Origin of the sequence: Streptomyces sp. NBC_00539, from assembly GCF_036346105.1 — a bacterium.
Lineage (GTDB): Bacteria > Actinomycetota > Actinomycetes > Streptomycetales > Streptomycetaceae > Streptomyces.
In genome coordinates this window covers 4,586,736-4,605,234 of record NZ_CP107811.1, presented here as the reverse complement: position 1 = coordinate 4,605,234, position 18,499 = coordinate 4,586,736, and the positions used below count along the sequence as shown (strand labels likewise).

Annotated in this window: 14 protein-coding genes; 7 read left to right on the top strand and 7 right to left on the bottom strand. The window is 72.7% G+C overall.

Annotated features, from left to right (window positions below):
- The first annotated feature begins 1 nt into the window (after nt 1).
- The 4 genes from OG861_RS20650 to pepN all read left to right on the top strand — a co-directional run bounded on the left by OG861_RS20650 (nt 2) and on the right by pepN (nt 8,270).
- Nucleotides 2-571 carry a CGNR zinc finger domain-containing protein gene (locus OG861_RS20650; protein WP_329195277.1) on the top strand — a complete coding sequence of 190 codons (570 nt, stop codon included), beginning with the start codon at nt 2-4 and terminating at the stop codon, nt 569-571.
- A gap of 274 nt (nt 572-845) precedes the next feature.
- Nucleotides 846-4,181: a S8 family serine peptidase gene (locus tag OG861_RS20645; protein WP_329195279.1), complete on the top strand. Its 3,336-nt coding sequence runs from the start codon at nt 846-848 to the stop codon at nt 4,179-4,181.
- Between the two features lie 253 nt (nt 4,182-4,434).
- Nucleotides 4,435-5,466: an aspartate-semialdehyde dehydrogenase gene (locus OG861_RS20640; protein WP_329195281.1), complete on the top strand. Its 1,032-nt coding sequence runs from the start codon at nt 4,435-4,437 to the stop codon at nt 5,464-5,466.
- A 221-nt stretch (nt 5,467-5,687) separates the two neighbouring features.
- Nucleotides 5,688-8,270 carry an aminopeptidase N gene (gene pepN / locus OG861_RS20635; RefSeq protein WP_330261836.1) on the top strand — a complete coding sequence of 861 codons (2,583 nt, stop codon included), beginning with the start codon at nt 5,688-5,690 and terminating at the stop codon, nt 8,268-8,270.
- Between the two features lie 50 nt (nt 8,271-8,320).
- Here the strand turns inward: pepN and OG861_RS20630 are convergent, their stop codons facing one another.
- Genes OG861_RS20630 through OG861_RS20620 form a run of 3 tightly spaced genes read right to left on the bottom strand, consistent with a single transcriptional unit; the run spans nt 8,321 to nt 11,173 of the window.
- Nucleotides 8,321-9,229 (bottom strand): LysR family transcriptional regulator, encoded by a 909-nt coding sequence (locus OG861_RS20630; protein ID WP_329195285.1) that lies wholly within the window; start codon nt 9,227-9,229, stop codon nt 8,321-8,323.
- Nucleotides 9,230-9,239: 10 nt separating this feature from the next.
- The gene (locus OG861_RS20625) at nt 9,240-10,175 is read right to left on the bottom strand and encodes a DMT family transporter (protein ID WP_443056505.1); all 936 of its coding nucleotides are present in this window, start codon (nt 10,173-10,175) and stop codon (nt 9,240-9,242) included.
- 41 nt (nt 10,176-10,216) lie between these two features.
- The gene (locus OG861_RS20620; protein ID WP_329195286.1) at nt 10,217-11,173 is read right to left on the bottom strand and encodes an EamA family transporter; all 957 of its coding nucleotides are present in this window, start codon (nt 11,171-11,173) and stop codon (nt 10,217-10,219) included.
- Between the two features lie 136 nt (nt 11,174-11,309).
- Here OG861_RS20620 and OG861_RS20615 point away from each other — a divergent pair, with 136 nt between their 5' ends.
- Entirely contained in the window at nt 11,310-11,807 is a 498-nt protein-coding gene (locus tag OG861_RS20615; RefSeq protein WP_329195287.1) for a MarR family winged helix-turn-helix transcriptional regulator, read from the top strand.
- 153 nt (nt 11,808-11,960) lie between these two features.
- On the opposite strand, the gene OG861_RS20610 is transcribed toward OG861_RS20615, so the two are convergent.
- The 4 genes from OG861_RS20610 to OG861_RS20595 all read right to left on the bottom strand — a co-directional run bounded on the left by OG861_RS20610 (nt 11,961) and on the right by OG861_RS20595 (nt 15,705).
- Nucleotides 11,961-12,200: a hypothetical protein gene (locus OG861_RS20610; protein ID WP_329195289.1), complete on the bottom strand. Its 240-nt coding sequence runs from the start codon at nt 12,198-12,200 to the stop codon at nt 11,961-11,963.
- 20 nt (nt 12,201-12,220) lie between these two features.
- A complete protein-coding gene (gene malQ, locus OG861_RS20605) occupies nt 12,221-14,257 on the bottom strand; it encodes a 4-alpha-glucanotransferase (RefSeq protein WP_329195291.1) in 2,037 nt (678 codons plus the stop codon).
- Nucleotides 14,258-14,287: 30 nt separating this feature from the next.
- Nucleotides 14,288-14,515 carry a hypothetical protein gene (locus OG861_RS20600; RefSeq protein ID WP_329195293.1) on the bottom strand — a complete coding sequence of 76 codons (228 nt, stop codon included), beginning with the start codon at nt 14,513-14,515 and terminating at the stop codon, nt 14,288-14,290.
- A 653-nt stretch (nt 14,516-15,168) separates the two neighbouring features.
- Nucleotides 15,169-15,705 carry an HNH endonuclease gene (locus tag OG861_RS20595; protein ID WP_136216423.1) on the bottom strand — a complete coding sequence of 179 codons (537 nt, stop codon included), beginning with the start codon at nt 15,703-15,705 and terminating at the stop codon, nt 15,169-15,171.
- A gap of 260 nt (nt 15,706-15,965) precedes the next feature.
- Between OG861_RS20595 and OG861_RS20590 the strand changes: the two genes are divergently transcribed.
- Together OG861_RS20590 and OG861_RS20585 are read left to right on the top strand one after the other, a co-directional pair.
- Entirely contained in the window at nt 15,966-17,033 is a 1,068-nt protein-coding gene (locus tag OG861_RS20590; protein WP_329195295.1) for a mechanosensitive ion channel family protein, read from the top strand.
- A 128-nt stretch (nt 17,034-17,161) separates the two neighbouring features.
- Nucleotides 17,162-18,415, top strand: a complete 1,254-nt coding sequence (locus OG861_RS20585) for an ROK family transcriptional regulator (RefSeq protein ID WP_329195297.1) — start codon at nt 17,162-17,164, stop codon at nt 18,413-18,415.
- Nucleotides 18,416-18,499: the final 84 nt, after the last annotated feature.

Sequence of the window (18,499 nt, the reverse complement as noted above, 5' to 3'; positions counted from 1 at the left end):
CATGACGGCAGTACCGACGACGGACCCCCGTCCGCTCACCGGGGAGCCGCTCGCCCTCGACCTGGTGAACACGCGCTGGATGCCGAACGGGGAGCCCGCCGACCTCTTCGCCGGGGCCTTCGGGCTGAGCCGCCTCGAAGGGCTGGGCCTCTGGCTCGAGAGCACGGGCCTGGCCCCCCGCTTCCGCGCCGACAAGTCGACCCTGGTCCACCTGCTGACCGCGCGCGAGGCGCTGGCCCGCGCCGTCGCGGACCCGGCCGACGCCGACGCCCGCGAACTGATCGACGCCGTACTGGAGCACGGCCGCATCCGGGCCACGCTCACCGCCGAAGGACCGGGCGAGCGGGCCGAGTTCGACGACCCGGCCTGGGGGCCGGCCTGGCTCGCGGCCCGCGACTACCTGGGCCTGCTGGGGTCCGCGCCGGACCGGATCCGCAAGTGCGCCTCACAGACGTGCGTGCTGCACTTCCACGACACCTCGCGCAACGGCACCCGGCGCTGGTGCTCGATGGCCGTCTGCGGCAACCGCGCCAAGGCCTCGCGCCACTACGCGCGCACGCGCGAGCGCTGAACGGTCGGAATCTGTCACACCTCGGGTGAGACCAGACCCTGACAGACCCCTGCCACACGGCCTGTAAGTCGATAAATCCACTACCTGACCGGCACAAGTCGCCCCGGCTTGCCCCGAGTTGTTCCCGATGGCGGAAACCCCACCCTGGCGGGTGTCCGCCATGTCAGGTCTCGGTCAATGACATGTCTCCCCAAACAGTGGTCACTTGCGCAAGGCTGACCGGTCATCCGGCACCGAAATCCGGACCGTATCTTTCACTTAGCCAGGGATGCTGATGACCCTCGAATCCCCCAGCTCCACAACCGGGGCAATACCGGCCTCCAGGCGCGTCGCCCGCGTCGCGGCGGCCGCAGGCCTGGTGGCCGCGCTCTGCGCGTCCGGGGCGATGCCCGTCTTCGCCGCGACGGGAGCCACTGACCCCGGCGCCCCGACGGCGGTCAAGTCCGCGGACCAGAAGCTCGGTTCGTCCGACGCCGAACTGCTCCAGGACGCCAAGGCCAAGGGTGACGCGACCGTCACCGTCATGGTGGCCACCGCGCCGGGTCAGACCAAGCAGGTCGCCGACCAGCTGGGTGCCGTACAGGGCGCTTCGGTGGGCCAGACGAACGACAAGCTCGGCTACGTGCGCGCCACGATCCCCACCGGCAAGGCCGAGGCCGCGCTGAAGGAAGCCGGCAAGCTGTCCTCCGTCCACGCCATGGACCTCAAGCACGAGATCCAGCTGTCGGACCCGAGGCCGGACTCGGGCAAGGACGCCGGCGCGAGCAAGAAGACCGCGGCCGAGACCTACCCGGGGCCGGGCAAGGACACGCCGGCGAAGAACCCGTACAACCCGTCCTTCGAGACGGGCGCGGTCGACTTCGTCGCCAAGAACCCGCAGGCCGACGGCCGCGGCGTGACCATCGGCATCCTGGACTCCGGCGTCGACCTCGGCCACCCCGCGCTCCAGAAGACCACCACCGGCGAGCGCAAGATCGTCGACTGGGTCACCGCGACCGACCCGATCACGGACAACGACGCCACCTGGCGCGCCCAGATCACCCCGGTCACGGCCACGGGCGGGACCTTCACCGCGGGCGGCCAGAGCTGGAAGGCCCCGGAGGGCTCGTACCAGTGGAGCCGCTTCAGCGAGTCGATCACCGCCACCGGTGACGAGAAGGGCGACGTCAACCGGGACGGTGACACCACCGACCGGTTCGGCATGCTCTACGACGCCGCCGCCGGCACCGTCCGCGTCGACACCGACCAGGACGGCGACTTCACGAACAACGAGCCGATGAAGCCGTACAAGGACGGCTACCAGATCGGTTACTTCGGCACGGACAACCCGGCGACCGACGTCGCCGAGCGGATCCCGTTCGTGATCCAGATCCGCAAGGACGTCCCGATGGACCCGCTGGGTGGTGACTGGGTCGGCAAGAAGGCCGACTTCGTCAACATCGGCATCATCGAGTCCGAGCACGGCACGCACGTCGCGGGCATCACCGCCGCCAACAGCCTCTTCGGCGGCAAGATGAACGGCGAGGCGCCCGGCGCCAAGATCGTCTCCTCGCGCGCCTGCTCCTGGTCCGGCGGCTGCACCAACGTCGCGCTGACCGAGGGCATGATCGACCTGGTCGCCAACCGCGGCGTGGACATCGTCAACATGTCCATCGGCGGTCTGCCGGCGCTCAACGACGGCAACAACGCGCGCGCCGAGCTCTACAAGAACCTGATCGACACCTACGGCGTCCAGCTGGTCATCTCGGCCGGCAACGAGGGCCCGGGCGTCAACACGATCGGCGACCCCGGTCTCGCGGACAAGGTCATCTCCGTGGGCGCCGCGGTCTCCAAGGAGACCTGGGCCGCCAACTACGGCTCCGGCGTGACCAAGAAGTACAACATGTTCCCCTTCTCCTCGCGCGGTCCGCGTGAGGACGGCGGCATGACGCCGACCCTCACCGCCCCCGGTGCGGCCATCAACACCACGCAGACCTGGCTGCCCGGCTCCCCGGTGAAGGAGGCCGGCTACACCCTGCCGGCCGGTTACTCCATGCTCCAGGGCACCTCGATGTCCTCGCCGCAGGCGACGGGCGCCAGCGCCCTGCTCCTCTCAGCGGCCAAGCAGCAGCACGTCGCGGTGACCCCGGCGAGCCTGCGCGTGGCGCTCACCAGCACCGCGAAGAAGATCGACGACGTCCCGGCGCACGCCCAGGGCGCGGGTCTGATCAACATCGTCGACGCGTGGGAGTCCCTCCAGCGCGGCGCGAAGGCCAACGAGTTCAGCGTCAAGGCCCCGGTCGACACCGCGATCGACCAGTTCCTCAAGACCCCGGGCTTCGGCACCGGCCTCTACGACCGCGAGGGCGGCCTGAAGGTCGGCCAGAAGAAGGTCTACGACGTCGTCGTCACCCGCACCACGGGCGTCAAGTACGGCACCCGGCACAACCTGAGCTGGCGCAACAACGACGGGACCTTCAAGGTCGTCGGCGGCTACGACTACGTCACCCTGCCGCTGAACAAGCCCGTCACCATCAAGGTCGAGGCCAACGTCAAGTCGGCCGGCGTGCACAGCGGCATCCTGCAGCTGGACGACGAGACCACCGAGGGCATCGACAAGCAGATCATGACCACGGTCGTGGCCTCGGCCCCGCTGGCGAAGCCGTCGTTCGCGCTGTCGGACACCTCCTCGGTGCAGCGCAACAGCCACAAGTCGTACTTCGTGACCGTCCCGCAGGGCGCCAAGACCCTCGAGGTCGCCCTCGGCGGCCTCGCGGCCGGCAGCCAGACGCGCTTCATCTCGATCCACCCGTACGGCACGGGCGTCGAGGACAGCGCGACGACGCAGTGTTACCCGAACTACGACAACCCGGCGAACAAGTGCCGCCCCGACCTGCGCTCCTACGCCGACCCGACCCCGGGCGTCTGGGAGATCGAGGTCGAGTCGCGCCGTACGTCGCCGCTGCTCGACAACCCGTACAAGCTGGACGTCTCGGTCCTCGGCGCCACCTTCGACCCCGCGGTCAAGGTGCTCCCCGAGGTCAAGCAGGGCACCCCGGCGCCCGTCCAGTGGAGCATCAAGAACGACGCCGCGGCCATCAGCGGCGGCAAGCTCCAGGGCGGCCCGCTCGGCTCCGCGAAGGTCGCCAAGCCGACCATCGCCGCCGGTGAGACCCAGACCACCGAGGTCACCGTCGGCGAGGGCGTCTCGCGCCTCGACGTCGCGATCGGCAAGGTCTCCGACGCCGCCGCCGACCTCGACCTCGAGGTCTACAAGGACGGCGTCAAGGTCGGCTCCTCCGCCGACGGCGACTCCGAGGAGGCCGTGAGCCTGCTCAACCCGGCCGCGGGCACCTACAGCATCAAGGTGATCGGCTACGCCGTCCCGTCCGGCAGCACCACGTACGACTACCGCGACGTGTACTTCTCGACCGCCCTGGGCTCCGTCCAGGTCGACGAGGCCGCCGCGGTGAACCTCGCCAACGGCGCCAGCGCGCAGGTCTCGGCGAACGTCCTGGTCAGCAGCGCGGCCCCCGAGGGCCGGCAGTTCTTCGGCCAGGTCCAGCTGCTGAACGGCCGCGGTACCGCCGCGGGCACCGGCAGCGTGCAGATCGACAAGGTCCTGCCGTAGTACGTACGACACCGGAGGGGCGGCGCTCGACCGAGCGCCGCCCCTTCGGGCGTTCCCGGCGCCGATACCGCCGCTGACCAGGTGAAACGGGGTCCAGGGCGAGCCGGCGGCGGGGTTGTGACGGATCCGGCACGGTGTTCACACGCGGGAGATCGTCCGCACCTCGGACAATGGATTGGACAAGGCTCGTAGGACCGAACGCATGATGGCCTTACGCGCGCCCGCGTCGAACGCAACACATGAGGGAGTCACCGTGAGGGTCGGAATCGTCGGAGCCACCGGACAGGTCGGCGGAGTCATGCGCGGCATCCTCGCCGAGCGGAAGTTCCCGGTGGACGAGCTGCGGCTGTTCGCCTCGGCCCGTTCGGCCGGTTCGACCCTGGAGTGGGAGGGCCGCGAGATCACCATCGAGGACGCCTCCACGGCCGACTACTCCGGCCTGGACATCGTGCTCTTCTCCGCTGGTGGCGCCACCTCCAAGGCCCTCGCGGAGAAGGTCGCCTCGCAGGGCGCCGTCGTGATCGACAACTCCTCGGCCTGGCGTCGTGACCCCGAGGTCCCGCTGGTCGTCTCCGAGGTGAACCCGCACGCGATCAAGAACCGCCCCAAGGGCATCATCGCCAACCCGAACTGCACCACCATGGCCGCCATGCCGGTCCTGCGCCCGCTGCACGACGAGGCCGGCCTGAAGGCGATGGTCGCCACCACCTACCAGGCCGTGTCGGGCTCGGGCCTGGCCGGTGTCGCCGAGCTCAAGGGCCAGGCCTGCGCGGTCTCCGAGGCCGCCGACCAGCTGACCTTCGACGGCGGCGCGGTGGACTTCCCGGAGCCGGCCGTCTACAAGCGGCCGATCGCGTACAACGTGGTCCCGCTCGCGGGCAACCTGGTCGACGACGGCTCCTTCGAGACCGACGAGGAGCAGAAGCTCCGCAACGAGTCCCGCAAGATCCTGGAGATCCCGGAGCTCAAGGTCTCCGGCACCTGTGTGCGCGTGCCGGTCTTCTCGGGCCACTCGCTCCAGGTCAACGTCCGCTTCGAGCGTCCGCTGAGTGTGGAGCGCGCCTACGAGCTGCTCGCGGACGCCCCGGGCGTCGAGCTCTCCGAGATCCCGACCCCCCTCCAGGCGGCGGGCAAGGACGCCTCGTACGTCGGCCGCATCCGCGTCGACGAGACGACGGAGAACGGCCTCGCGCTGTTCCTCTCCAACGACAACCTCCGCAAGGGCGCCGCGCTGAACGCGGTCCAGATCGCGGAGCTCGTCGCCGACGAACTGCGTCAGGGCTGATCACGCCGATCGCCGGTCGGCCCGACCCGCAACCGCCGAAGGGGCGGCGCCCGCGCCGGCGCCGCCCCTTCGGCGTGCGAAGACGTCCGGGGCGGTGGCCGGGAGGGCGCCCGGGGGGCGGCGGTGCCCGACCCTGTTCGCCCGTGGATTACTCGGGCGCGCCGGCGCGGGGCCGCGTGGAAGGATGGGGCGGCAACGTCACCATCAAAGGAGATGACCGCGTGCCTGGCACGAATCTCACCCGTGAAGAGGCTCAGCAGCGGGCGAAGCTGCTCACCGTCGACTCGTACGAGATCGAACTCGATCTCGGCGGTGCGCAGGAGGGGGGCACCTACCGGTCCGTGACCACCGTGCGCTTCCAGTCGGCCGAGGCGGGCGCCGCGACCTTCATCGACCTCGTCGCGCCGTCCGTGCACGAGGTCGTCCTGAACGGCGAGACCCTCGACGTGGCCGCCGTCTTCCGGGATTCCCGGATCGCGCTGGAGCACCTGGCCGCGGGGGACAACGAGCTCCGCGTCGTCGCGGACTGCGCCTACACCAACACCGGCGAGGGCCTGCACCGGTTCGTCGACCCGGTCGACGAGCAGGCGTACCTGTACACCCAGTTCGAGGTGCCGGACGCGCGGCGGGTCTTCGCCAGCTTCGAGCAGCCCGACTTGAAGGCCACCTTCCGGTTCACGGTGACGGCCCCCGAGGGCTGGACGGTCATCTCGAACTCCCCGACGCCCGCTCCCGAGGACGTCAAGGACAACGTCTGGCGCTTCGAGCCGACCCCGCGCATCTCGACGTACATCACCGCGCTGATCGCCGGCCCGTACCACGCGGTGCACAGCTCCTACGAGGGCAAGGACGGGCAGTCCGTGCCGCTCGGCATCTACTGCCGGCCCTCCCTCGCGGAGTTCCTCGACGCCGACGCGATCTTCGAGGTGACGCGGCAGGGCTTCGACTGGTTCCAGGAGAAGTTCGCGTACGACTACCCGTTCGCCAAGTACGACCAGCTCTTCGTGCCCGAGTTCAACGCGGGTGCGATGGAGAACGCGGGCGCCGTCACCATCCGCGACCAGTACGTCTTCCGCTCGAAGGTGACGGACGCGGCGTACGAGGTGCGCGCGGAGACGATCCTGCACGAGCTGGCGCACATGTGGTTCGGCGACCTGGTCACCATGGAGTGGTGGAACGACCTGTGGCTGAACGAGTCGTTCGCCACCTACACCTCGATCGCCTGCCAGGCCTACGCCGAGGGCTCGAAGTGGCCGCACGCCTGGACCACCTTCGCCAACTCGATGAAGACCTGGGCGTACCGGCAGGACCAGCTGCCGTCCACGCACCCGATCATGGCCGACATCCGTGACCTGGACGACGTCCTCGTCAACTTCGACGGGATCACGTACGCCAAGGGCGCCTCGGTGCTCAAGCAGCTCGTCGCCTACGTCGGCATGGACGCCTTCTTCAAGGGCGTGCAGGCGTACTTCAAGGCGCACGCCTTCGGCAACACGCGCCTGTCCGATCTGCTGGGCGCCCTGGAGGAGACCTCGGGCCGCGACCTGACCGCCTGGTCGAAGGCGTGGCTGGAGACCGCCGGCATCAACGTCCTGCGCCCGGAGATCGAGACGGACGCGCAGGGCGTCATCACGGCCTTCGGCGTCCGCCAGGAGGCCCCGGCACTGCCGGCGGGCGCCAAGGGCGAGCCCGTGCTGCGCCCGCACCGCATCGCGATCGGCCTGTACGACCTGCGGGACGGTCTGCTGACCCGCACGGACCGGATCGAACTGGACATCGACGGCGGTCTGACGCAGGTACCCGAGCTGGTGGGCCGCGCCCGTCCGGCCGTGGTGCTGCTGAACGACGACGACCTCTCGTACGCGAAGGTCCGCCTGGACGAGGTGTCCCTCGCCAACGTCACCGCCCACCTGGGCGACTTCACCGAGTCGCTGCCGCGCGCGCTGTGCTGGGCCTCGGCCTGGGACATGACCCGCGACGGCGAGCTGGCGACCCGCGACTACCTCTCCCTCGTCCTGTCGGGCATCGGCAAGGAGTCGGACATCGGCGTCGTGCAGTCGCTGCACCGCCAGGTGAAGCTGGCACTCGACCTCTACGCCGACCCGGCGTGGCGCGAGCAGGGCCTCGCCACCTGGACCGAGGCGACGCTGGAGCACCTGCGGGCGGCGGCGCCGGGCAGCGACCACCAGCTGGCGTGGGCCCGTGCATTCGCGGCGACGGCCCGGACCGAGGGGCAGCTGACGTACCTGTCGGCGCTGCTGGACGGCTCGGCGGAGATCGAGGGCCTGGTGGTCGACACCGAGCTGCGCTGGGCGTTCCTGGAGCGGCTGGTGGCGACGGGCGTGGCCGGCGAGGCGGCGATCGAGGCCGAGCTGGAGCGGGACGCCACGGCGGCGGGCCAGCGCCACGCGGCCACCGCCCGGGCGGCGCGCCCCACGGCGGATGCCAAGGCGCAGGCCTGGGCATCGGTCGTGGAGTCGGGCGACCTGCCGAACGCCGTGCAGGAGGCGGTGATCGGCGGCTTCGTCCAGTCCGACCAGGCCGAGCTGCTGGCCCCGTACACGGAGAAGTACTTCGCGTCGGTCAAGGAGGTCTGGGACACCCGGAGCCACGAGATCGCGCAGCAGGTCGCGGTGGGGCTGTACCCGTCCCTCCAGGTCTCGCGCGCGACGCTGGACGCGACGGACGCGTGGCTGGCCTCGGCCGAGCCGAACGCGGGTCTGCGCCGTCTGGTGTCGGAGGCGCGCGCGGGTGTCGAGCGTGCCCTCAAGGCCCGGGCGGCGGACGCGGCAGCCGCGTCCTGAGCCCCGTGTGCCCCGGCCCGCTCCGGCGGCCGGGGCACACCTGCGTCTGCTCAAGCGGTGGCGCGCGCCGCGGCCGCGTCGCGCAGTGCCTCCAGGACGGGGGCCAGCGCCGGGGCCGACTCGGCTCCGCTGCGGGTGGCCGCGATGACGTGGCGGGCCGGGCGGTCGTGGGCCAGCACCCGTACGGCGGTGCCCGAGGCGCGTCCGGTCACCATGCGGGGTACGAGGGCCACCCCCATGCCCGCTTCGACCATGGCCAGGATCGCGCTCCAGCCGGACGCCGAGTGGGCCTGCTCCGGGACGAACCCGGCCGCCTCGCAGGCGGAACGGGTGATCTGCGACCAGGGGCCGCTGCCCCCGTAGATCCACCGGTCCCCCGACAGGTCGGCGAGCCGCACGGTCACGGCGGCGGCCAGGGGGTGGTCCGGCGGGAGCGCCACGTCCAGCGGGTCCTCCAGCAGCGTGACCCGGGTGAAGCGGGGGTCGCGGGCGGTCGGCGCGTGGGCCGCGAGGGACAGCGCGAGGTCGACGACCCCGGCGGAGAGCAGCTCGTAGGATTCGGCGGCCTCGGTCTCCCGCACCCGCACCTCCACCCCGGGCCGGGTCCGGCGCAGGGCGGCGACGGCCGGCACCACCAGGGCGGGCACGGCGGTGGAGAAGGCGCCGATCCGTACCTCGCCCACCTCCCCGGACAGGTACCCGGCGAGTTCGGCGTCGGCCCGTTCCAGCTGGGCGAAGACGGCCTCGGCGTGCCGCAGGACCAGGTGGGCGGCGTCCGTGAGCCGTACCCGCCGCCCCTGGGCCTCCAGCAGCACCACCCCCAGCTGCCGGCCCAGGTTCGTCAGCTGCTGCGAAACGGCCGAGGGCGTCATGTGCAGCGCCCCGGCCGTCGCGGTCACGGTTCCCCGGTCGGCCAGCGTCCGCAGGATCCGCAGCTTCTTGATGTCCCACTCGGTCATGGGCCCGAACCTACCGGCGGGCACTCCCCAGCCCCACGCCCACGAGGATCAGCGCCATGCACAGCAGTTGCGCCGGGCCGGTCCGTTCGCCCAGCAGCAGCAGTCCGAGGCCGGCGACGCAGACCGGCTGGAGGTAGTAGACGACTCCGGCGCGGGCCGCGCCGATGAGGGAGATCGCCTTGTTCCAGGCGAAGAAGGCGACGGCGGAGGACATCACGCCGACGTAGAGCAGCATGCCGCCGGCGGCCGGGGTGAGCCGGAAGCCGCCCTGGACGGTGAGGGACACGGCGTAGACGGGCGCCAGCATGAGGGCGCCGAGCACGAAGGTGGTGAGCAGGAAGGCCAGGCCGCCCAGTTCGGCGGGCTTGCGCTTGAGCAGGGCGCTGTAGGTGGCGAAGGACAGGGCGGCGGCGAACATCCACAGGTCGCCTGCGGTGAAGTCGAAGCCGAGCGAGCCGTCCCCGACCAGGAGCAGTACCCCGAAGGCGGCGAGCAGCATCCCGAAGACGCGGCGGGCCCCGAGCCGTTCGCCGCCGAGGCGGGCGTAGAGGGCCATGACGACCGGCGAGGCCGCCATGATCATGCCCATGTTGGAGGCGGAGGTGGTCAGGCCCGCCTGGTGCACGAGGGTGTTGTAGAGGGTGACGCCGAAGAGGGTGGCGAGGGCGATGTAGCGCAGGTGGCGCCGGATCAGTGCCCGCTGCTGCCAGGCCTGGCGGGCGGCGAGGGGGGTGACCGCGAGGGCGGCTATGACCCAGCGCCAGAAGACGGCCTGGACGGGCGGTACGGTCTCGGCCATTCCGCGGGTGGCGACGAAGCTGCCGGACCAGACGACCGTCGCGACCAGGGCCAGGAGCACGCCGAGGCCGGCGGCTCCCTTCCTCCCCGTGCCGGTGGACTGCGGTGCTGCTGGTGCGACGGTGCGGTTGCGGTCCAGGACGGCCACTGGGTGTCTCCCCCTCGGGATTCGGTCGACGGTTCGTGGGGCTACGGTCGCACCGGTTCAGCTGTCAGGTCCATCGAAATGTTCCGATCGGTCTTTTCAGCAGAAGTGAACGGTTCCGGAGTGCGGGCGGCCTGGGCGGCGGCGGCCCGGGCGGCGAACAGCTGGCCCGCCACGGTGGCCCCGAAGGCGATCGCCATGCCGACGAGCTGGACCGGGGAGAGCGCCTGTCCGAGGACCGCCCAGCCGATGACGGCCGCGGTGAGCGGGGAGAGCGGGCCGAGCAGGGTGACGGAGGTGGCGGAGAGCTTGCCGATGCCGCGGAACCAGAGCCAGTACGCGGTGCCGGTGTTGATGAGCATCATGTAGCCGTAGCCGAGGAAGGCCTTGCCGTCGAGCGCGGGCGGGGCGCCTTCCACGAGGGCCGCGATGGGGATGATGATCAGGCCGCCGGCGGTGAGCTGCCAGCCGGTCATGGCCAGTGGTCCGACGCCGTCCGGGCGGCCCCAGCGCTTGGTCATCACGGTGCCCGCGGCCATGGAGGCGGAGGAGACCACACCGGCGATGATGCCGATGAGGTCGAGCTTCGCGGCGGCGGTCAGCACCACCATGCTGACGCCGAGGGCTCCGGTGACGGCGGCGAGTACGGTGCGCAGGCTCGCCCGCTCGCCCAGGACCAGGGCGGCGAGCCCCACGACGAACAGCGGGCCGGCGCTGCCGAGGACGGCCGCGACGCCGCCGGGCAGCCGGTAGGCGGCGAGGAAGAGGAGCGGGAAGAACGCGCCGATGTTGAGCGCCCCGAGGACCGCGGACTTCCACCACCACTCGCCCTTGGGGAGGCGGCGGGACAGGAGGGTCAGCAGCAGTCCGGCGGGCAGTGCGCGCATGACGCCGGTGAACAGCGGCCGGTCGGGTGGCAGCAGTTCGGTGGCGACGGCGTAGGTGGAGCCCCAGGAGATGGGGGCCAGGGCGGTCAGGGCGACGGTGGCGAGGCGGTTCACGGCTACTCCTCGGGGAGAGGGACGGCTACGAGGTCGGCGGCGCCCTCGTTAGGTTGCTTGTAAGTAGCTTAGCGCTAAGCTACTTTTCGTCAAGCGACTTTGGTGATCGAAGAAGGAGAGGCCGGATACTGTGCTCATGACCGAGGCCAACAAGGACGCCGTCGACGCGATCACCGACCAGTGGTACGCGGTGCGACCGGACCTGAACACCGTCCCGATGGCCGTGTTCGGCCGTATCAACCGGATCGCCCGGGCCGTCAGCGACGAGATGGAACGCACCTACAACCGCTACGGGGTCTCCCTCGGCGAGTTCGACGTGGTCGCCACCCTGCGCCGCTCCGGGGCCCCGTACACCCTCTCGCCGCGCCAGCTTTCGGCCACGCTGATGCTCACCAGCGGCGGTATGACCGGACGGCTGGACAAGCTGGAGAAGGCCGGGCTGCTGTGCCGCAACCCCGACCCGAACGACCGGCGCGGGCTCCAGGTGACGATCACCGAGCGCGGGCTCGAGCTCATCGACGAGGCCGTCGCCGCGGGCCTGGAGGTGCAGCGCGCCGCACTGTCGGGGCTGGACGGCGAAGAGGTGGAAGCCCTCAGCGGGCTGCTGCGCAAGCTGATGGCGGGCGTGGGCTGAGCCTCACCACCGCGGCCCCTTCACCGGGGAGGCGGTCACCGGCGCCGGGCACGACGGAGCGCCGGGGGTCCCGCGACCACCGACCACATGTCGGAGTGCGGACCCCCGGCGCCCCGGAAGTCATGGAGGACCGCCCGTGGGAGGGCGGCCGGATCAGTCGGTCGGACGCTGCTTGCGCGACTTGTCGCCGACCATCACCAGACCGGCGATGACCAGGAACAGCACGATCGGCGTGGCCACGTACAGGCCGAGCGTCTCGCCGATGCTCAGGCCCGGGCCCGGGTCATCGCCGTCGTCGCGGATCACCGCGAGGGCGGGAGACGTCATCAGCAGCATCATCAGCGTCGTTCCGGCCGTGACGGCGCCGGCGCGCAGAGCGTTCTTCTTGTCCACGGTGCAAACGTAGCGAACACCTAAAGGGGGCGCGCGCCCGGGGGTGCCGTACGGGTGCGCGCACCCTCCCGCACGGCGCTCAGCAGGGCGTTCGCGCGGGGCGAGGCCATCAGCGCCTCCAGCGTCACCGGCCGGCCGGCCTCGTCCGCGACCGGGAGCCGCCAGTTGGGGTACTGGTCCCAGGTGCCCGGCAGGTTCTGCGGCCGCCGGTCCCCCACCGCGTCGGGCAGCCACACGCCGACCAAGTGGGCGGGCGTGCGCAGCAGGAAGGCGTACAGGCCGCGTACGGCGGCCTCCTCGCCCTTGGCCTCCAGGCCCAGCCGGTCCAGCACGGCCAGCCACTCGGCGGTGTCGGCGGCGTCCTCGGCCCGCTCGGTGTCGACGGGCCGGGTCAGCAGGCCGAGCCGGTCGCGCAGTTCGACGTGGCTGCCGGCCAGCTTGGCGGCGGTGGGCGGCAGGTCGTGGGTGGTGGCGGTGGCCAGGCAGTCGGCCCGCCAGTCGGCCGGCTCCAGCGGCTGCCCCTCGCCCTGCCAGTCCCGCTCGAACCACAGCACCGAAGTACCGAGCACCCCGCGCCGGGCGAGCGCCCGCCGCACCCCGTGCTCGACCGTGCCGAGGTCCTCGCCGATGACCGGGGCCCCGGCCCGGTGGGCCTCCAGCACGAGCACGGCCAGCATCGCCTCGCCGTCGTAGGAGACGTACGTGCCCTCGGCGGGCGGGGTGCCCTCGGGGATCCACCAGAGCCGGAACAGGCCCATCACGTGGTCGATGCGCAGCGCGCCCGCGTACCGGAACACCCCGCGCAGCAGGGCCCGGAAGGGGGCGTAGCCGCTCGCGGCGAGCGCGTCGGGGCGCCAGGGCGGCAGCCCCCAGTCCTGGCCGCGCGCGTTGAAGGCGTCCGGCGGGGCGCCCACGGTGGCCGCAGCGGCGTACGCGTCCGGCGCGGCCCAGACGTCCGCGCCCTCCGGGTGCACGCCGACGGCCAGGTCGTGGACCAGGCCGACCGTCATACCCGCGTCCCGGGCGGCGCGCTGGGCGGCGGTGAGCTGAGCATCGGTCAGCCAGGCCAGCCAGCAGTGGAACTCGGCTCCCCGGGCGGTCTCCGGCGCGTCCTCGGCGCCTTCGGGCCAGCGTGCCCGGTCGGTGCCGTACCGCTCGGCCAGCGCGAACCAGGTGGCGTGCCGGGCCAGTGCGGAGCCGCCCGCCTCCCGGAAGGCGCGGAACGCGGCGTCCCGGGCGGGCTCCCGCGGAACCGCGTACAGCAGTTCGAGGGCGGCGCGCTTGAGCCCCCACACCGCGTCCCGGTCGATGAGGGCGCCCTTCTCCAGCACCGCGCGCCTGAGCTCCCCGGCCCGGGCGGCCAGTTCGGCCAGCGCCTCCCGGTCGGGGCTGGCGGCGTACTCGGGGACGTCCTCGATGCGCAGGTAGACCGGGTCGGGGAAGCGGCGCGAGGACGGCCGGTAGGGGGAGGGGTCGGTCGGGCTCCCGGGGACGGCCGCGTGCAGCGGGTTGACCTGGAGGAACCCGGCGCCGTGCGTGCGGGCCGCCCAGCCGGCCAGGGCGGCCAGGTCCCCGAGGTCGCCCATGCCCCAGGAGCGTGCGGAGAGCAGGGAGTAGAGCTGGACGAGCAGGCCGTGCGTGCGGCCGGGCGCGGCCGGGGCCCGGTCCGGGGCCAGGATCAAGGTGGCGGTGGCGGTGCGGCCGTCGGGGGCCTGGGCGGTCAGGCGGTGCACGCCCAGGGGCAGTCCGGGTCCCCAGGGCAGTTCGCCGCCCTCCTCCAGGGCCACGCGGAGCGCGGTGCCGGGCGGGAGTCCGGCCAGCTCGTCCGGGGCGGCTCCGGCCCAGCCGACGAGGACCGGGGGCAGCAGCCGGTCCGCCGCGGCCCGGTCCGCCGACGCCAACTCGGCCCGTACGGCCTCCGGGTCCCCGGCGGCCACCCCCAGCCGGCCCAGCACGGCGACGACGGTGGCCCGCGGGACCCGCAGCGTGACGTCCTCGGCGGGCTGGTAGGAGGTGGCGACACCGTGCAGGGCCGCGAGCCGGTCGAGGTCGTCCATGTGAGTCCCTGTCTGATCGCTGGGTCGTGGTCAGTCGGCCGCGCGGGCGGGTACCGAGGGCTCGCTCGTCAGTGCGGCCTCGCAGGTGAGCGGCGGTTCGCTGGTCAGGGGGGCGTACGCGGTGCAGGTGAGCGGGGGTTCGCTGGTGAGGGGGGCGCAGGGGACGTCCGCCGGACCGCTCTGGGCGCGGAGGTGGCGGAGGGGGGCGCGGCTGGCCGGGGGGTGGACGGTGGAGGTGCGGACGGGTCCGGCTTTCATGGAAGCACTCCTTCGCGCGGGTTCGTGGGACCGATGTAACACGCCCGGCGAACACCGCAGCACTACCCCGCCGGGCGCCCGGCATTCCTGGCGTATCCGTCCAAGATCACCGCCGGGCGCGGCGTCCCCGCCGCACGCGCTGCCGGCCCGGCGGCCGGGTACGGCGGCGGACGGCTCGGGACGGGGTGGCTCCGTGCAGCTCAGGGGTGCAGAGCGGCCACCGCGGCGGCGGTCGCGGTGACCGGGAACGCTGTTCGGCCGCTCTGCCCCCACCGGTCCGCCGGGCGTCTTCGCGTGCCGCGCGGCCCCCCGCACCCGGCCCGGAGGGAGCCGGGGACGGCCCTCGTCCGGACCGGTCCTGGACCCGCCCTCAGATGCTCCGCGAGCCGCTGTAGAGGGGCCGCGGGCCCCGCTCGCGGTGGACCGGGCCGGCGGCCGGCTCCTGCGGACGGGCGGGGCCTGCGGACCGGCGGCCGACTCCTGCGGACGGGCCGGCTCCGGCGGCCGGGCGGGCCCGCGGACGGGCGGCTCTGCGGGAACAGCGCCCGGCCCGGCCCGACTTCACGGGCGCACCGCGGACGCACCGGACAGCACCGGCCGCTGCCGACGCCCGGGCGAGGGGGGGGAGCCCTATGAACCCCGTGACGCCCGCGCTATGACGCCGCCACCCCGATCCGGTCCAGCGCCGCCTCGGCCCCGTACGGCTCCAGGTACGGCATCCAGCGGGGATCGCGGTGGCCCGTGCCGATGATGCGCCAGGCCAGGCCGGACGGCGGGGCCGGCTGGTGGCGCAGCCGCCAGCCGAGTTCGAGCAGGTGCCGGTCGGCCTTGACGTGGTTGCACCGGCGGCACGCGGCGACCACGTTGTCCCAGGCGTGCTGGCCGCCCCGGCTGCGCGGGACGACGTGGTCGACGCTCGTCGCGACGGCCCCGCAGTACATGCAGCGGCCGCCGTCGCGGGCGAAGAGCGCGCGCCGGGTGAGTGGAACGGGCCCCCGGTAGGGGACCCGCACGAAGCGCTTGAGCCTGACCACGCTGGGCGCGGGGACGGCTCTGGTCGCGCTGTGCAGGAAGGCGCCGGATTCCTCCAGGGAGACCGCTTTGTTCTCCAGGACGAGGACGAGCGCGCGGCGGAGCGGTACGACGCCGAGGGGCTCGTACGACGCGTTGAGGACCAGGACGTGCGGCACGGACTGCCTCCTTGTACGCCGGCGGCGCGTGGCTCGCGCCGGGACGATCTGCTCTCCAGTCTCCCCTTACGGCTGGTGGAAGCGCCACCACGCGCTCGTAACGGGTCGGAGGTGTTTTCCGACACACCCGCTTCCTCCCCACGTGAGTCCGGTCTCTCCCTCGAACACGGCAGCGGGGTCGGGGCGGCCGCCCCGTTAGTGTGGACGGGTCGTCCGCTTTTCTCCCGCGGTCGGCCCGCTATGCCTGGAGGTTCCCCGCCGTGCCCTCGCCCGCCACCCTGCTACCGCTGGCAGCGACCACAGACGACGCGACCGAGAGCGTGACGAACGCCGCGGACTTCATCGAGAAGAACTGGGCCGATTGGCTGGCCATGGGCCTGCGGATCCTGCTGATCCTGGTCATCGCCTTCGCCATGCGCTCGGTCATCCGCAAGTCGCTGACCAAGCTGATCAGCCGGATGAACCGGGGCGCGGAGGCCGTCGAGGGAACGGCGCTGGGCGGGCTGCTCGTCAACGCGGAGCGGCGGCGCCAGCGCTCGGAGGCGATCGGTTCGGTGCTGCGCTCGGTGGCCTCGTTCCTGATCCTCGGCACGGCCGTGCTGATGGTGCTCTCCCAGCTCCGGATAGACCTGGCGCCCCTGCTGGCGAGTGCGGGTGTGGCCGGTGTGGCGATCGGTTTCGGTGCCCGGAACCTGGTGACGGACTTCCTGTCCGGCGTGTTCATGATCCTGGAGGACCAGTACGGCGTCGGTGACAAGATCGACGCCGGGGTGGCCTCCGGCGAGGTCGTCGAGGTCGGACTGCGCGTGACGAAGCTGCGCGGGGACAACGGCGAGATCTGGTACGTGCGCAACGGCGAGATCAAGCGCATCGGCAACCTCAGCCAGGGCTGGGCCACGGCCGGCGTGGCCGTGCAGGTCAAGCCGACGGAGAGCCTCTCCCGCCTCCGCGAGGTGGTCCAGCAGGTCGCCGACGGCATGGCGAAGGAGTCGCCGTGGGACGAGCGGCTGTGGGGCCCGGTGGAGGTGCTGGGTCTCGATGAGGTGCTGCTGGCCTCGATGACGGTGAAGGTGTCGGCGAAGACCATGCCGGGCCAGCAGTTCGCCGTGGAGCGCGAGCTGCGCTGGCGCATCAAGGAGGCCTTCGACGCCGCGGGCATCGGCATCATCGGCGGTCTGCCGGCCGCCGACGAGGCCGAGGAGGGCGCCGACCCGGCGGCCGCCGTCGCCCCGCCGTCGGCGCTCGCCAACCCGGCCTCGGTGCAGTCCCTGGCCACCAGCCCGATCCCGCCCCCGGCCTCGCCGGGGAGCCCCCGTATCACCAAGTAGTCCCCCGGCACCGCCACCTCACCGCTGCCCCGCAGGTCACAACCTGCGGGGCAGCGCCATTGACACGGCTCGGACGGCAATAGGAAACTTACCTAACAGTTCGCCTCGGTGAGGGAGAGTCCCGCCCCATGCCCGCCGCCACCCCCGGAACGCCCAGCCTGCTGCGCGCCATGAACGACCGCGCCGCGCTGGAGCTCCTGCTGACGCACGGACCGCTGTCCCGGACCCGGATCGGGCACCTGACCGGCCTGTCCAAGCCCACCGCCTCCCAGCTGCTGGCCCGGCTGGAGGCCGCCGGGCTGGTCGTGGCCACCGGCACCGACGGCGGCCGGCCCGGGCCCAACGCCCAGCTCTACGCCCTCAACGCCCGCGCCGCCCACGTGGGTGGACTCGACGTCACCCCCGACCGGGTCGCGGCGGCCGTCGCCGACCTCACCGGCGAGGTGGTCGGCAGCTTCGAACACCCCTACCGGGAGGGCAGCGACGCCGTCGCACAGGTGACCGAGGCGCTCGGCGAGGCCGTCGAGGCCGCCGGGCTCCGGCGCACCGACGTGCACCGGCTGGTCATCGCGACCCCCGGCGCCTTCGACCCGCAGACCGGCCAGCTGCGCTACGCCAGCCACCTGCCCGGCTGGCACTCCCCCACCCTCCTCGACGAACTGGCGGCGGCCCTGCCGATGCCGGTCGAGTACGAGAACGACGTGAACCTCGCCGCGATCGCCGAACAGCGGCTCGGCGCGGCCCGCGGCCACGAGGACTTCGTCCTGCTGTGGAACGAGGAGGGGCTCGGCGCCGCGCTGGTGCTCGGCGGCCGGCTCCACCGCGGCTGGACCGGCGGCGCGGGCGAGGTCGGCTTCCTGCCCGTGCCCGGCCACCCCCTCGTGCGGCAGGTCACCCGCGCCAACACCGGCGGCTACCAGGAACTGGCGGGTGTACAGGTGCTGCCCCGCCTCGCGCGCGAGCTGGGGATCGAGCCCCTCGAAGGGATCGCGGCTGCGGGGACGCCCGGGACGGCCGACGGGAACGCGGCCGCGGACGGTCCGCAGGTCGCCGCCGGGGTCGCCCTGCTGGAGCGGGCCGCCGCCCGGCCGGAGGGCGCGCACCTGCGCTTCCTCCAGTCGTACGCCACCGTCCTCGCGACCGGTCTGGCCTCCCTGGTCGCCGTACTCGACCCGGAGATCGTGGTGCTGTCCGGGGCCGCGATCGCCGCGGGCGGCGAACCGCTGCGCGCGCTGCTGGAGGCCGAGCTCGCCGAACTGGCGCCGTCCCGGCCCCGCCTGGTCCCCGGCGCAGTGCGCGAGCGGCCCGTCCTGCGCGGCGCGCTGGAGAGCGCCCTGATCACCACCCGTGAAGAGGTCTTCGACACCTCCCGCCGACGCTGACACCCCCACCCCCCTCCACACCCCCGCCCCTCAGCCCCCCAGGCCCACCCCCACCCCGTCCACGGCACCCCCCACGGAAGTTCC

Coding starts and splice junctions, on each gene's coding strand:
- OG861_RS20645 (WP_329195279.1), top strand. CDS start 846: ATGACCCTCGAATCCCCCAGCTCCACAACCGGGGCAATACCGGCCTCC.
- OG861_RS20585 (WP_329195297.1), top strand. CDS start 17,162: ATGCCCGCCGCCACCCCCGGAACGCCCAGCCTGCTGCGCGCCATGAAC.
- OG861_RS20600 (WP_329195293.1), bottom strand. CDS start 14,515: ATGAAAGCCGGACCCGTCCGCACCTCCACCGTCCACCCCCCGGCCAGC.
- malQ (WP_329195291.1), bottom strand. CDS start 14,257: ATGGACGACCTCGACCGGCTCGCGGCCCTGCACGGTGTCGCCACCTCC.
- OG861_RS20615 (WP_329195287.1), top strand. CDS start 11,310: ATGACCGAGGCCAACAAGGACGCCGTCGACGCGATCACCGACCAGTGG.
- OG861_RS20630 (WP_329195285.1), bottom strand. CDS start 9,229: ATGACCGAGTGGGACATCAAGAAGCTGCGGATCCTGCGGACGCTGGCC.
- OG861_RS20650 (WP_329195277.1), top strand. CDS start 2: ATGACGGCAGTACCGACGACGGACCCCCGTCCGCTCACCGGGGAGCCG.